Origin of the sequence: Wolbachia endosymbiont (group A) of Lasioglossum fulvicorne (assembly GCF_964028605.1) — a bacterium.
In the GTDB taxonomy this organism is placed as follows: Bacteria; Pseudomonadota; Alphaproteobacteria; order Rickettsiales; family Anaplasmataceae; genus Wolbachia.
Genome location: NZ_OZ034798.1, coordinates 953450 through 969152 on the forward strand (window position 1 = coordinate 953450; position 15703 = coordinate 969152).

Sequence of the window (15703 nt, forward strand, 5' to 3'; positions counted from 1 at the left end):
GGGTTTATTTGTGATAACTAAAATATCTATTACTTTATTTTTGATTTTCATTCCATGTGTCTATTTTTTTATTACTTATATTAGTAATAATACACACATTGAGCAAATTATTGAAGCACAACCCTTAAAATCAGAAACAGACAATAATGAAAGTGTAATACGTTCTGAAGAGGTTACTGAAAAAGAAATACTAATAAATGATTTAAAATATCAAGAACTTGAAAGTAGTCCTATTGAACAACCTTCTATTTTCCAAGTAGCTGATCAGAAAAATATGTGGTCACGTATTGCAGATCAAGCTGATAATGAGCAGATTACAAAGGAAAAATCAAAAAAACTTGATTTTTATGTTAGCGCTAATGGTGGTAAGGTATACCATGATAATTCAGAAACATTTGTAAAGGGCATAAAGACAATAGGGGAGAGAGTCCTAACTTTAGTTGAAAGTCATTATGGTTTTATGATAAAAAATATAGTGGCAAATGAAATTAAAAGTATACAGCAATTTGATGGTAAAATTGATTTCCAGTGGCTTAACAGCATATCTTTAGGTTACTATGCTGGAGAAAATGGCCGAGTTGATTTTGAAACCATGTATTCTATAGTCAATATTGAAAATAGTAATTCTCCTCCGGTATTTGATAAATCAGCAAGTATATTTGCGTTTTTGTTAAACTTCTATTATAATCCCAGCGTTCAGGATACACAATTTGCTCCGTACATCGGTCTTGGTATAGGGCCAACAGTTTTTAGATTAAAAAGGATTAATGGGTCACCCCAAAATTCAATGCCACTCAATGTTCCTTGGTTTGCTTATCAAATAAAACTTGGTGTTGATTATTCAATAATCCCAGAAGTCAAAACCTTTCTCGGCTATCGTTACTTTAGCGTTCCGATACCTGTTGCAGATGACATATCTACTCACAATATTGAAGTTGGTTTGATATTTAATTTTTGGTAATGATTTAATAGTATCTGTTCATGGGCATCGCAAATATTGAAGCAAAAGTGGTCAGTGCTTACTCTACGAACATTGTGATTTGAATCCACTAGGGAGGATGTCATCCCAGTGCTTGACACTGGGATCCAGTCCTTATTGTACATTCACCTGGTATGCTCAGTTAAAGTTAAGTTTTCTGGATTCCAGTGTCTGGGCACTGGAATGACACCATCCCGGATGAAAAAGCTGGATTCCAGACTGGAATGACACCTTTGTGTTTAAGGCAAAACCTGCTATAACATTTCTTCGCAAACAAATGTTCGTACAGTTATGTGTCAGCTACTTGCATGACACCATTTGTTGTAAACTCACTTTTTCTTGATTTTTTGGTTTATCTTGTCTACCTATTTTGCCACTCTGCTGAACGGATACATTTAATATATATATAAATTCTTATCTTTTCTATCTAAGAGCCTGTTCATAATCTTTTCAGAAGTAAGGCAGTGAAAGCCAGAACGACCATTTGTAGGCTAGTATTGAGTTTTCGCTCACAATTTTTCCACAATCTTCTACATTTTTCTAACCAAGCAAAAGATCGCTCCACAACCCATCTTTTGGGCAATACAACAAAGGAATGTAATTCATTTCTTTTTATCACTTCAACGGTTGCACCAATAATCGTTTTTATTTGAGTTGCAAAATTCTCTCCAGTATAGCCTGCATCAACCAGTACATTTTTAACTCCCGAGAGGTTTTCTTTTGCATTTTCGACCATTCTCACAGCACTGCTACGGTCAGTTATCTCTGCTGTTGTTATATAAATTGCATGGGGCAAACCTTGCGTATCTACTGCAATATGGCGTTTTATTCCTGAAATCTTTTTGCCTGCATCATAGCCTTTTTCTTCAGCAGTATCTGCATTTTTTACACTCTGTGCATCAATTATGCAGAAGCTGGTTTTTTCTTTCCGACCATTGTTTTGTCGGACCACGCCAACTATTTTTTTTTAACACCAGCTCCAGAACACTTTCTTTATCTGCATCTGGTTTTTCACTCCACTTCTTAAAATAGTCGTAACAATTGCGCCATTTTGGAAACTCTTTTGGTAGCATTCTCCACTGACAACCGCTTTTCAGAACGTATAACACTCCACAAAATACATCATACAAATCAAGTTTCCTTGGTTTTGTTTTTTTTCTACAGGACTCTAGATCTGGTAACATAATCTCAAATCTTTCCCGACTTATATCACTTGGGTATAAACTCCTCATATATCCTAACTTATATATATTATCTCTTAGTTTATTCCTTTCTTGAGATCATGTACAGGTTCTAACAAACCAAATGTTGGTACGATTGTTGCTTTTAAAAAAATGACAGTTTCTACTGTTCTAATATTATTCGCTAGCCTTTTTGACTTCTGATGCAATAAGCTTTGCTTATCTTCTCTATGCTCTATAAGCCCACCGATTACCATAATTTCACCGCTCTTAATTTTTAACATAGAGTTCATTTCTCTGATTTCAACAATTGGAATATCGCTATTTAATTTCATTTTACTCTGCTGTGCGACGTACTCTATGTCTGGATCTTTAGTGTAGCCGTTAATTCTTGATAAAGTTGGATGTATATCCATGAATATTTCACTAGTATCAATGTTAATGCTTGGGTGGATTATTAGCACAACACCTATTGGGACGCTATTCATCTTGGTAATTAAGGTCTGATTAGAGTTTCTAGTATCTTTTTGTACATCGGAAGTAAAATAAATATGGTTTTTAGTAAATGAAATCATCGCTTGCTGATTATTTATAGCATGTACTCTGGGGCTTGAAATTACAGTTGAAGTGCCAAATTTGTCTAAATTTTTTACTAAATCTCCTAGATCATTCGCACCAAAGTTCATTGCTAGGTTAATAATGGAGTTATCTTGATTTATTATAGACTTAGTTCCATCTTGTAAGTCATTTAAGTTCATACCAGAAAGGTATTTGTCATCTAGCACAACTTCAACTATTTTTGCCTCTATCATTACTTGAGAAGACGCTAACTTCTTAACCTTATTAATATATTCTTCAACAGCTTTGTGGATATCTTTTCTAGCATTCAAAATAATAACACCAGCTTCTCTGTTGGATGAAAGGAATTCGCCATCATCCACCCCGTTAACATCCATTATTGCATTCAAGCCTTTTTCTAATGAATTCCATAAGTCACTACTGTATTGAGACTTCATAACATTGTTATAGTCCCTATCAACGTTACTTCCATCACTGTTAGTAATATTGTTATTAATGACGAAACTGCTTTGAGCAGAATGTTGAATATTGATGAAGTCTACGTAATAATTTTGTGCGTATGGCAAGTCCTGCTCAATTCTAATTACACCATTACTTGTTGAGTAACGCAGTTTGGCGCTATTTGCTATACTCTGAATTACTTCGTTTATATCCTTATCTTTTAGCTTTAAAATAATATTACCTGATATTTTTGGGTCCATATCCAAGTTAACGTCAGAAAGTTTTCCTATCTCAATCAGCAAATCTTTTACTGATACTTCTTCACTAACATTAATAGAAATAAGCTGATTACTGATTGTGAGATCGGGAAACTCTATTGGTAAAGGCATAATTTCTGGTATTGCCGGTTCATTACTCTCCAAAGAGGTGTTATATTGTTGCAACGAATAATCGTGCTTATGATTGTCTATGTTAATAGGATATTGCTTGGTAGGTAGATGTGTGCAAGAAATAATGAAGAGGAGTATTAAGCATTTAAAAATAGCCATTAGAACAGCATACAAAATCTATACTAATAGATTTCTATAAAAATATTAAAAATGTATTTAATCTCATTTTCATCGAGCAGATATAGCATTTTTCATAATAGTCCGAACAGGTCATAGGAAGGCAGAATCAACAGCACGACGAAAGGATTCGAATAGAGGAATGTTTTTCCTAGCTCTGTTTTTTATAGCAAACCAATGATGCTCAATTTTGTTGAAATCTGGAGAATACGGCGGCAGATACAAAATTTCTGCACCAACTCCTCTAGCAAGCTCGATAATCTTACCAGACTTATGAAAAGTAGCATTGTCAAGAATGACAGTCTGTCCAGGTTCCAAGATCGGTGTCAAAAATTGCTCAAACCATCCATTAAAAACATCCATATTACAGTGGCCTTCAAAGGTTAATGGAGCAACTATCTTTCTTCTACTTAAGGCTGCAACCATACTGATTCGTTGAGTTTTCTTCCCAGATTTTAGGCCATAAAACCGCTGTCCTTTCTGGCAATACCCATATGGATAGTCCTCTGTGTTATCAATGCCAGACTCATCTATATAAACTAAGTTTTCTGGTTCTTTTGTTGCTATAATTTTTAAGAATTCAGCACGTTTTTCTTTGTTTCTTTCCTTGTATCCATATGTCTTTTTTTGCGCGTAAATCCAATTTTTCTGAGAGCTCGGTGGATCGTTTGGATACTAACGTTGCCCCAAAGTTTAGCCATTTCCGACAGAGTCTTTCCTCCGTTTTCTCTGGCAAATTTAGCAAAGGCATCCCAGTCGGTGATTTTGTGATTGTAACCTCCATTTCCAAGTTTTTTTGATTGAAAGTCTCCTGTTTCTTTTCTTCTTTGCTGCCACTCCCATAAAGTAGTTCGTCCAATTTTAAATCTTGCTGCCACTGTTTCTCTGCTTCCTCCCTCCTCTAGCGCTTCCATTGCTTTTTTCCTTAAGTCATAACTATATGCTGCTGGCACTCAACCTCCTTATCATCGTCTATCCTTATCTTATCACATCCGGACTTCTATGAAAAGAGCTATAATTGTCGTGTATTAGCTTTGGCTATTATTTTTTGTATAGTCTTCTTGTACTTAAATGTAGAGTAAGTTTTCCAGCATAGCCTTAGTTTTTTTATATATTTTACTTCTTTCTCTGTATTTAATAATAGGCTTGAAAATAAATGGTAAGCCTATAATTGTTAAGCTTAGAGCTAGGGTTGAAAGTATACAACAGGCTTTGTGCTTACTATGTAGCTCTTTCAGGTAAAGCATCAAAAATCTACAAAATTTTTTGTAATTTTCTTCGATGTTTTTTTTGCTATGAGCCTTGCTAATGAACATATCTATTGCGGTATGATCGTTATTGCACTTAATGTTAAGGTCTGCACCTTTCTCTGTTAACAACTGAGCTATATCAAAATAATCCTTTTGAACAGCAAGATGTAGAGGTGCAAAACCTTGTTGCTCACAAATGTTCATATTGGCTCTAACTTCCAATAACATTTTCACAATTTGTGTATGGCCTTTTTTAACTGCGAGTAGCAAGGGAGTTCTGTTACATTTAGTAACAGCATTAACGTTTACCTTAAGCTTCAATAAGAGCTTAACTGTTTTAGTGTTACCATTATGGCTAGCTTTATGCAGCCTAGCGTTACCATTAAAATCTTGATCGTTTGCTTCTATTCCCTTTGAAACAAGAAATGTTACCATTTTTCTATTATTATGCTCAATAGCGCAATCTAACGCATCAAAACCATGGTTGTTTTTTGTGCAAAAAAACTCTTTAAGTTTAATTTTATCGTTACTTGCTTGCTGTTTTTTTGCAATAAGCTTTACTATTTGCATTTTGTTGTTATACGCTGCTAGGAAAAGCGTAGTGTTATTTTCTGCATCTTTGGCTTCTATATTTGCACCTTTCTTTATCAGATATTCTATAATTTCTGCTCTGCTGTCATAATGTGCGGTGCATTGATAAATGGTTAAAAACAAAGGAGTACGAAAATTGTTATCTTCACATTCGAGATTTGCTCCGCTATCAATTAAAATTTGGACGCTTTTTTTAGAACCGTATAGTGAAGCTATATGAAGAGGAGTATAGCCCTCTTTGGCATCTTTTTCATTAATTTTTGCGCCTTTTGTTATCAAAAAATCTATTAATTCCTTGTCATCTTGTAGTGCAGCAAGGTGCAGTGGAGTGAATCCGTTTTTATCCTTGGAATTTATTGTCAGCTGATTAACAAAAAGTTTAGCAACTTTCTTGTGTCCATGCATAATGGCGTAATGCAGAGGGTTTCTATTTTCGTTGTCTACGACATTGAAATCAGCTTCGTGCTCTAGTAATGACTTTACTCCAACTAAATCGCCTTCTTTTGTGAACTTATGCAAGAGAGTGATTCCACTTGCATCTTTTGAGTTAATATCAAATCCATTTTCTACTAATTGGTTTATATCTTCCTCACGCGCCATATCACTTCAATCTCTAATTGAACCCTTTTCGCGTTAATAATACTCCTACTTGATTAAGTTTAAATGAATCTGTGAGAAATGGCTAGTGCATTCTTGCATAACAAACTTTTGGCAGCGCATTGGATGAAACGAAAAAACTTACTTGACACCCTTCGCCAGCCCACTTATCATGAAACTGAAGCTATTTATTTATCTTCGCAGTCTGTGCAGGTTAATGACAAAAAACTTAGGGTATTTGGCGTCTCATGTTTAATTTTTCGCACTACGTGCATCGCATGTCTTTAAAAATTTTTAGGTTTTTACCTATATAAGCCGAAACGCGCTTACAAAGCGTTTAAGACAGCAAAAAACGTCAAATTGACAAGGGAGAATTTGAATGCTAGCTACTACGGGGTTTCTTTGCCTTTTTTCCTGCTTAGTAAATTTCTTAAACACTTGCGGTGTAGGTTAGTTGCAAGTTAAAAGCAGCTAAATCGCTCTTAATCAAGCGTTTTAGAATAAAAAAAACGCCGATATTTTAGTACATAGTAAATAGCCAACCACCACGGGGCTTCTTTTGCCTTTTTTTTCATTTGGTAAATTTCTTAATATTTGTAGCTAAACGACAACCGTCATCCCGCTACTTGTTAGCGGGATCTAGAGATACCGCGAATGAATCGCGGTATGACGGTTCGCGGCGGCATGACAAGAAAGGAGCAGCAGGATGAAGCCTCACCATGTCATTCCAGCGCGTGGCACATATCTGTACGAACATTGTTATAATAAGAGTTCAAGAGAGATGTCATGAAAATAGCTGGCACTGGAATCTTGTTCCAATGTTAAATGACACAAAGTTGAAAAAGTAGAGCAAGAATTACTTACAATTCAATAATTCTCCAAAATCAATTATGTTTGAAAAGTAATCACTATCTATAACGTCATCACTCACACCATTAACGTGAATAAGGACTGGACGGCATGAAAAGCCTTTTGGACGCTTTAGTGTATCTATTTTCTTTTGTACTTCTTGTATTATTGAATGACCGATTTTATTTTTTGAAAATTTGATTCCGCAAATGTAGAGGGTGTTAAACCTTGTTTGAATCATGTAATCAATTTGACAACCAGCACCTGTCTTCCTCTGAAAAAATGGATTTTCGCTTACTATTCCATCAATTCTCAAGATATTATGTATGCTCTTTCTATTGTTAAGTACCAAATTTTCAAACTGAAGTCCAACAATTGTATGCCACTCTACTGGAGGTGCGAGTAATCTCATAGAGTAGGTGTCACGATTAATTTTTCCTAGATTTTTTTCAACATATTTTAGATAAAACCTTAAATAATTATCTTGAAGTCTGTACTTCCTGAGTCGTGAATCAGTACTCGTTTTTATATTCCAAGTGTGATCCCTTGCAATAAAACCAGCAAGCTCCAGCTCATGTAGATACTCAGAAATGCGTCCATGTCTTGCAATATCTAAAGCAGTACAAATTTCTTCCTGTTCTTTAGTTCCAGCAGAAAGAGCTCTCACTATTTGCTTATAAAAAGCTGTTTTTCGCATGAATAGATCTGAAAATATTTGGTCAAACTCCTCAACTAAAAACCCACCTTTTGTAAAACAAAGCTTTTTAATATTTTCTTCAGCACCATGTTTAAAATTTACCTCTTCTAAATATTTTGGAATTCCACCGGTTACTGCAAGCACCTTAAACTTTTCGTATGCTGAAATATTTTTTGGCCAAAATTCATTGCAATCAGAAAGTGATAACTCCCCGAGTGTTAAAGTCAACGATATTCTTCCCACAAAACCAGTACTACTAAGTATATTTTTTTCAATCCAGGATGAAGCTGATCCACAAACAACAAAAATTAGCTTGTTATTATTTTTTAGCTGTGTATCCCAAAAATTCTTTATTTTGCCTAAAAAAGTTGGATCTTTTGAGCCCATCCAAGAAATTTCATCAAAGAGCAATAATATTTTCCCTGATAGTAGACGTTCACCAACTGACCATAGTAAATCACTCCAATCATCATATCTAGCAAAAGACGTATTAAATTGTCTAGCAACTTGTCTAGAAAATTCATTAAGTTGGTGGGATGTTGTAGTATGCTTTTCTGGTGGCAAACCTATAAATGAGTAATACTGCTCGAAATGCTTACCAAATTCTTGAATTAAGCGACTTTTTCCTATACGACGCCTTCCTTTGACTACTACAAAAGATGCAGTATTTTTTTCTGTAAGCTCCAGCAGTTGTTTTAATTCAGCTTGCCTACCAATAAACGATAGAGACATAAAATACAAAATATAAATCTTTGTCTCCATTATACATGATGAAATTGGAGACGTAAATAAGTAAATTTTGATCTTTGTCTCTATAATGCTATAGCTAAACTGACTTACGACAATTTGAAAAACGACAAACTCGTCATCCCGCTACGTGTTAGCGCCGCGGTGGTATAGCTATAAATTGTTGATATCTTTTTTATATCACATTTTTAACTTACAATAGTTAGCCAGCGTTCCTTACATTAACCAAATCTTTCAAATTCTGCACTCACCACTACCTATAACTCACTTTCACGCAATATTGATCGTTCTTAAAAAGCAATCTAACATTTTTTATTCCTTGATTGCGAAGCTTTGATGCAGCTGATTTAGCAGCCTGAGCATTTTTAAAAAATGCAACATATCCCTTACTTTCTGCACTGTCTTGTTTCGGGTGACGTTTCTGCATTTCTTTTTCATACTGCTTTCTATAATGAGGAGTATTTTGTATCAATCGTTCTGACATCTTTCTTAGGTATTGAACTTTTACTTTTGCAAGCCCAGATTTATGAAATCCTAAAACTTGAGCTGCTTTTTCTGATAAGTCTATTATTCTGCCTTCAATAAAAGGCCCTCTATCGTTAACCCTTGTAACAAGCTTTCTTCCATTTTCTAAATTAGTGACAAGAACAAAGCAGGGTAGAGGCAAAGTCTTATGCGCTGCAGAGATCAAGTGACGGTTAAACACTTCACCATTTGCTGTAAGCGTGCCATGATCTTCTATTCCATACCACGACGCTATCCCTATCTTTTCATAGTGGTTACAGTTTTTTGGATAATAAGTTATACCATTTATTGTGTAGCTGCTGCCAATTTTATAATGACCTGCAGTGCAATTAAACCTGTTGCTAACACTGCAGCTACTTATCAAAACAAATATTAGGCATAGAAAGGTTAGGTTTTTTATCATTGTATTCGGTAAGAGGGTTCGATACTATGAGGATTTTAAATTATACTATAATAAATTTAGTAATGAGTAAACATCTACTGCTAAATATTAACAAAACTCAAAAAGGAATAATACATATTATTGGTATAGGTGGAATCGGAATGAGCGCTATTGCTGAAATTCTTCACAATTCCAATTACAAAGTTCAAGGCAGTGATGCGCAGTCAAACGACAATATAAATAGGTTACAAAAGCTGGGCATAGAGGTTTTTATTGGTCACAATGCTAATAATATAAGCCAAGCTCAAATAGTTGTACATTCTTCTGCGATAGAATCTGATAATGTGGAGTTAATTGCGGCAAAAAATAACAATAAAACCGTTTTGCATAGATCAGACATACTTACTGAAATTATGAAAGATAGGTGTGTAATAGCGGTTTCAGGTTCAAGCGGAAAAACGACAACAACCGCTATGATTGCTTCCATTTTTGATCATTCTGGCATTGACGCGACTGTAACTGTAGGAGGGATATTAAATTCCTATAAGAGCAACTTCAAACTTGGAGGGAGTGACACTTTTCTGATCGAGGCTGATGAGTCTGATGGAACTATGCTAAAAATCCCTGCAAAGATTGCTGTCATAACAAGTATCAACAATGACCACATAGATTATTACGGCACATTTGATAATATCAAAAATGCATTTTCCCAATTCGTGAATAATGCAGGTTCTGCAGTTTTACCTGATTCTGTAGACATCGATTATGATGCGAGTAATTCTATAACGTTTGGGTTTGAGAATGGTAGCATAAGAGCCAGCAACATTAAGCAGCATGCTAACAGCATGGAATTTGATGTGTTGATTGATGATAGTTGTATGGTTCAAAATAACTGGATCCCAGTGTCAAGCACTGGGATGACACCTTTATATTTTGGAACTATACCGATGCCTTTCCCTATTTCCCCTACTCCTTTGTCATCCCATCACCCTCTGTCATCCCATCACCTTCTGTCATCCCAGTGCGTGACACTGGGATCCAGAAACATAAAAAATGTAATACTATCAAACGCAATAGGGATGCATAAGGTCAGCAACGCCTTGGCTGCAATATCAGTTGCGATAAAGCTCGGGATTAGCGATGCAGAGATTAAAAAAGGCCTTTTGGAATTCAAAGGAGTAGCAAGAAGATTTTCTTTGATTGCCAATATTAAAGGTATTAAGTTAGTTGAGGATTATGCCCATCATCCAAATGAAATATATGCAACTTTAACGGCTGCACGTTCGATTACTAAAGGAAAAGTAATAGGAATTATCGAACCACTTCGTTTTGCTCGCATTCGTAATTTTTTTGATGAATTCATACGAATTTTCATGATGTTTGATTATGTCATCCTTACTCCTGTTCATCCTCCAGAAGATAAGCCCATTCCTGGTTGTGGAATTGATGATATACAGAAAGCTCTAGTCAGTGATGGGTTTAATAACGTAAAGACTATGAATGATGCTTTGCTCATTTCACATTTTATTAGTGATTCGACAAGTCCAGGTGATATAGTATTATTTATTGGTGCTGGTAGTAATATAGCCAAATTGGCAAAGGAAGCTGCAAAGCTCATAGCAGAAACTGTACAAACGTCTAGTTAAGCTATAGAATAAACGCAAGTACTGGTGTCATGAAAGTAGCTGACACTGGAATCTAGTCAATTATATATATGGAAAATGAATTTAATCGAGAAAGAGAATCCAGACTGGGAGGATTTATATGATAAAATTGTGTAGTAAAACTGGATCCCAGTGTCGAAGCACACAACTGTACGAACGTTGTGATATGGTGGTAACTTCCACTAAGAATGATGTCATCCCAGTGCCCAGACACTGGGATCCAGAAAACTTAATCGTAAATGAGCACACCAGGTGGCTGTATAGTAAAAGCTGGATTCCAGTGTCAAGCACTGGAATGACACCATCCGCTACTCAAATTACCTGTATATTGCAATGTTCATACACTGAAATGTTACAGCGCTGGGATAACATCTTCCGAGACAGAACGTTCCGTGCACACAATTGTGAATCTAGTAAAGGGTTAATGCGATGAATAAGATAATCAATAACGTATTTGCAAGAGAAATTTTAGATAGCAGAGGTTACCCAACCGTTGAGGTGGAAATTGAACTTTGTGATGGAGCAATAGGCAGGGCATCTGTACCTTCTGGAGCTTCAACCGGTAAATTAGAAGCCTTGGAACTCAGGGACCAAAATGAGAAAAGGTATTGTGGTAAAGGAGTGCTGAAAGCTGTTCAAGCTGTAAATGGGATAATAGCAGATGAAATCATTGGAATGAATGCAGCGGACCAAAATGCAATTGATAAAGCATTAATTGAACTAGATGGAACAAAAAACAAATCAAAACTTGGAGCAAATGCAACTTTGGGTGTGTCTCTTGCGGTTGCAAAAGCAACAGCAAACAGTTTCAAAGTGCCGCTATATAGATATTTGGGAGGAGAGCAGACGAGTGTTATGCCGGTTCCACTCATTAACATAATTAATGGTGGAGTACATGCAGACAATAAGCTCGATTTCCAAGAATTCATGATTCTTCCGGTCGGTGCTGAGACTTTCAGTGAAGCAATTAGAATATCTGCGGAGGTGTTCCACAACTTACGTAGCATTCTTAAGAAAAAGGGTTATAGCACAAACGTAGGAGATGAAGGTGGTTTTGCACCAAATATTGAAAGTACTGAAGAAGCACTTAACTTGATCATATACGCTATAGAATCAGCAGATTATTCAGCGCAAAGTGATTTTGCACTAGGCCTTGATGTTGCTTCATCTACTTTTTATGAAGATGGAATTTACAAATTTGAAAACAAAGAACTTACTTCGGAAGAATTGGCTGAATACTATTGTGACCTTGTGGAAAAATATCCAATAATTTCTATAGAAGATGCAATGAGTGAAGACGACTATGAAGGTTGGAAATTACTTACTGCAAAATTGGGGAGTAAAATTCAATTGGTTGGGGATGATTTGTTTGTTACAAATTGTGAACTGATATGCAAAGGAATAGAGGAAAAAATGGCAAATGCTGTACTGATCAAGCCAAATCAAATAGGGACGTTAACAGAAACGTTTAATGCAATTGAAATGGCAAAATCAAATGGCTATAAAGCTGTTATTTCTCATCGCTCAGGTGAAACAGAAGACACAACAATATCTCATATAGCAGTTGCATCAAATTGCGGGCAAATAAAAACCGGATCGCTATCGCGTTCTGATAGACTCGCGAAGTATAACGAGCTAATCAGAATAGAAAGCGCATTAGGAAAGGATGCTAAATATTATCGTGGGTTAGCATGGGTTTTATAGACGAAGTAAAATTGTGTTTAAAAGCCGGTGACGGTGGTGATGGCTGTGCAAGTTTTCGTCGAGAAAAGTTCGTTGAATTTGGTGGTCCAAATGGTGGTAATGGAGGAAAGGGTGGAAACATAGTTTTCATCAGCGACGCTAATCTCAACACTTTGCTTCATTTTCGTTATAGAAGACACATTAAAGCAGATAGTGGAAAAAATGGTGCAGGTAGGGATAGATCTGGCACAGCAGGGAAAGACGTTATACTTAAAGTTCCAGTTGGTGCACAAATAATTGATGAAGAAAGTGAAGAGATAATAGTCGATCTTGACAAGCCTGATATGGAATTTTTAATAGCACAGGGTGGAAAAGGTGGACTTGGAAATACTAATTTTAAATCTTCTACTAATAAGGCACCAAGACATTTTACTTACGGTCAGCCTGGCGAAGAAAAACATGTATTATTAAAACTAAAAGTTTTATCAGATGTTGGAATTATTGGCATGCCAAACGCAGGTAAATCAAAATTTTTGACTCGCTGCTCAAATTCCGATACAAAAGTAGGCAATTATCCATTTACCACCGTAAGACCTCATTTAGGCGTGGTAAAAGTGGATGATAGCGAAGTTGTAATAGCAGATATTCCTGGAATAATTACTGATGCTCACCTTGGAGTTGGGCTCGGGCATAAATTTTTAAAACACATAGAAAGGTGTCAAATTTTACTTCATTTAATCGATGTAACCCACGATGACGTTGTTTCGGCTTATAGTTGTATCCATAATGAATTGGAACTTTACAATAGTGATCTTGTTGAAAAAGAAGATATTGTAGTATTAAACAAATGCGACTTATTGAGGGAAGCAGAAATTCTGGAAAAGAAGAATCACCTAGCTAATTATCTCAATAAAGAAGTGCTGTGCTTATCAATTAATGGTGATTTACAGCCTATTTTAAGATTATTAAGTGAAAAATTGAAAAAGAGTAATTCTAAGGAAATCGATGTATATGATCCTTTTAAGATGTGAATTTCATTTATTTTATCATATAACTAGAATATATTTGTACGAACATTTGTTTTTGTTAAACACAACAAATCCCAGTGTCAGCTACTTGCATCTACCACACAACTGTACGAACATTGCAATTTGCAGGCAATTTGCGTGGCAGATGGTGTCATCCCAGTGTCAAACACTGGGATGACATCATAGGGGCGCTGGGATGACACCCTCCTGCTAGACAATGTTCGTACAGTTGTACATCTACCATGCAAGTTACCTGAAAATTGCAATGTTCGTACACTTGACTACTTGGATCTAGTATGATTTAATTAACCAAAAAGTAGGCATGAAAAAATTATGTAGTGAACCAGTTTGCATAACACCAGGAGGAAAATATGGATAGAAAGACGAGAATAGAATCAGACAGCTTAGGGGAAGTAAAAGTACCAAGTGAACATTACTGGGGAGCGCAGACTCAGCGTTCTTTAGAAAATTTTAAGATTGGCACAGAAAAAATGCCAGAGCCTCTGATTAAAGCATTAGCAATAGTAAAACTTGCAGCAGCACGTGTTAACATGAAGCAGGGTAGCATAGATAATAAGGTAGGGGACGCAATCTGCGTAGCCGCAAGGGAAGTAATAGATGGCAAATTTAATAATGAATTTCCGCTTGTTGTTTGGCAAACCGGGTCCGGAACGCAGACTAATATGAATATGAATGAAGTGATCAGCAATCGCGCAATAGAGATTTTAGGTGGTAATTTGGGTAGTAAATCTCCGATACATCCAAACGACCATGTGAATTATGGTCAGTCGTCAAATGACACTTTTCCAACAGCAATGCATATAGCAGCAGCAGACCAGATAAACCGCTTGCTTATTCCAAATCTTGAAAAATTGCATAAGGTGCTGGATAATAAGGTTCAGGAATTTAAGGATATAATAAAAGTAGGACGTACTCATCTGCAAGATGCAACGCCCCTAACACTGGGACAGGAGTTCTCTGGCTATGCAGTCCAGATTAGAAAGGGGATAGAGAGAGTAAAATCAACTTTAAGTGGTATATACGAGCTTGCACAAGGTGGCACTGCGGTTGGCACGGGACTCAATACTAAAAAGGGTTTTGCTGAAGATTTTTCAAGCCAAGTTGCAGGAATTACTAATCTTCCATTTACTTCAGCAGACAATAAATTTGAAGCGCTAGCAGCAAATGATGCTTTAGTTGAGCTCAGTGGAACACTCAATACAGTAGCAGTCAGTTTAATGAAAATTGCAAATGATATAAGGTTGCTTGGTTCTGGTCCAAGATGCGGAATTGGGGAAATAATGTTACCGGAAAATGAGCCTGGTTCTTCAATTATGCCAGGTAAAGTGAATCCAACTCAGTGTGAAGCAGTAACTATGGTGTGCACTCAAGTTATGGGAAATCATGTTGCTGTGACCATTAGTGGTTCAAACGGTCATTTTGAATTGAATGTGTTTAAGCCAGTAATAATTTACAATGTTTTGCAGTCTATAAGACTTTTAGCTGATGCAAGTTTAAATTTTACAGAAAAATGTGTAGTTGGTATTAAAGCAAATGAGAAGAGGATAAAAGATTTACTGAATCAGTCGTTGATGTTGGTCACTATATTAAATACGCATATAGGGTACGACAATGCAGCAAAAATAGCGAAGCTTGCTTATAAAGAAAATATCACTCTAAAAGAAGCAGCAGCAAAACTTCAACTGCTCACTGAGGAGGAGTTTGAAAGGATAGTGAAACCAGAAGAAATGGTAAATTATTTGTAACCGCTCACACTTAATTCTTCAATCTCACTAATAGAAAGGCCAGTAAACTTGACAATAGTGTTGACATCAACATTATTAGCCAACGTTGCTTTTGCAACTTCAATTTTCCCTTCCTCTTTACCAATTTTTTGTATCCGTTCAGCGGAGTGGTATAGCATTTCTTATAATAGTCCGAACA

Annotated in this window: 11 protein-coding genes and 2 pseudogenes; 6 read left to right on the forward strand and 7 right to left on the reverse strand. The window is 36.0% G+C overall.

Annotated features, from left to right (window positions below):
• Positions 1 to 10: 10 nt before the first annotated feature.
• A complete protein-coding gene (locus ABWU71_RS05240; RefSeq protein ID WP_353284909.1) occupies positions 11 to 961 on the forward strand; it encodes a P44/Msp2 family outer membrane protein in 951 nt (316 codons plus the stop codon).
• Between the two features lie 457 nt (positions 962 to 1418).
• Here ABWU71_RS05240 and ABWU71_RS05255 read toward each other — a convergent pair.
• The 6 genes from ABWU71_RS05255 to ABWU71_RS05280 all read right to left on the reverse strand — a co-directional run bounded on the left by ABWU71_RS05255 (position 1419) and on the right by ABWU71_RS05280 (position 9405).
• Positions 1419 to 2211, reverse strand: a protein-coding gene (locus tag ABWU71_RS05255) for an IS5 family transposase (RefSeq protein WP_265023453.1) whose coding sequence is annotated in 2 segments (ribosomal slippage) — positions 1419 to 1946 and positions 1948 to 2211 — 792 coding nt in all. Because the reading frame shifts where the segments join, the coding sequence is not laid out codon by codon here.
• A gap of 26 nt (positions 2212 to 2237) precedes the next feature.
• Positions 2238 to 3728 (reverse strand): type II secretion system protein GspD, encoded by a 1491-nt coding sequence (locus ABWU71_RS05260; RefSeq protein ID WP_353284911.1) that lies wholly within the window; start codon positions 3726 to 3728, stop codon positions 2238 to 2240.
• 111 nt (positions 3729 to 3839) lie between these two features.
• Positions 3840 to 4699, reverse strand: a protein-coding gene (locus ABWU71_RS05265; protein WP_353284179.1) for an IS630 family transposase whose coding sequence is annotated in 2 segments (ribosomal slippage) — positions 3840 to 4375 and positions 4375 to 4699 — 861 coding nt in all. Because the reading frame shifts where the segments join, the coding sequence is not laid out codon by codon here.
• A 114-nt stretch (positions 4700 to 4813) separates the two neighbouring features.
• On the reverse strand, positions 4814 to 6187 hold the full coding sequence (locus ABWU71_RS05270; protein ID WP_353284209.1) for an ankyrin repeat domain-containing protein: 1374 nt from the start codon (positions 6185 to 6187) through the stop codon (positions 4814 to 4816).
• Between the two features lie 853 nt (positions 6188 to 7040).
• Positions 7041 to 8462: an AAA family ATPase gene (locus tag ABWU71_RS05275; protein WP_353284912.1), complete on the reverse strand. Its 1422-nt coding sequence runs from the start codon at positions 8460 to 8462 to the stop codon at positions 7041 to 7043.
• 268 nt (positions 8463 to 8730) lie between these two features.
• Positions 8731 to 9405: a septal ring lytic transglycosylase RlpA family protein gene (locus ABWU71_RS05280; protein WP_353284210.1), complete on the reverse strand. Its 675-nt coding sequence runs from the start codon at positions 9403 to 9405 to the stop codon at positions 8731 to 8733.
• Between the two features lie 26 nt (positions 9406 to 9431).
• On the opposite strand from ABWU71_RS05280, the gene ABWU71_RS05285 reads away from it, so the two are divergent.
• The 5 genes and pseudogenes from ABWU71_RS05285 (at position 9432) to fumC (ending at position 15525) form a co-directional block, all read left to right on the forward strand.
• Positions 9432 to 11030, forward strand: a complete 1599-nt coding sequence (locus tag ABWU71_RS05285) for a UDP-N-acetylmuramate--L-alanine ligase (protein ID WP_353284211.1) — start codon at positions 9432 to 9434, stop codon at positions 11028 to 11030.
• Positions 11031 to 11232: 202 nt separating this feature from the next.
• Positions 11233 to 11349, forward strand: a pseudogene (locus ABWU71_RS08065) (WPE palindromic element domain-containing protein); the annotation flags it as partial.
• A gap of 128 nt (positions 11350 to 11477) precedes the next feature.
• A complete protein-coding gene (gene eno / locus ABWU71_RS05295; RefSeq protein WP_353284213.1) occupies positions 11478 to 12752 on the forward strand; it encodes a phosphopyruvate hydratase in 1275 nt (424 codons plus the stop codon).
• Positions 12740 to 13762, forward strand: coding sequence for an Obg family GTPase CgtA (gene cgtA, locus ABWU71_RS05300; protein ID WP_353284214.1), 1023 nt, complete (start codon positions 12740 to 12742; stop codon positions 13760 to 13762). The genes eno and cgtA overlap by 13 nt, the downstream gene beginning before the upstream one ends.
• 368 nt (positions 13763 to 14130) lie before the next feature.
• The gene (gene fumC, locus ABWU71_RS05305; protein WP_353284215.1) at positions 14131 to 15525 is read left to right on the forward strand and encodes a class II fumarate hydratase; all 1395 of its coding nucleotides are present in this window, start codon (positions 14131 to 14133) and stop codon (positions 15523 to 15525) included.
• On the opposite strand, the pseudogene ABWU71_RS05310 reads toward fumC, so the two are convergent.
• Positions 15516 to 15653: pseudogene (locus tag ABWU71_RS05310) on the reverse strand (transposase); the annotation flags it as partial. The gene fumC and the pseudogene ABWU71_RS05310 overlap by 10 nt on opposite strands.
• Between the last annotated feature and the right edge of the window lie 50 nt (positions 15654 to 15703).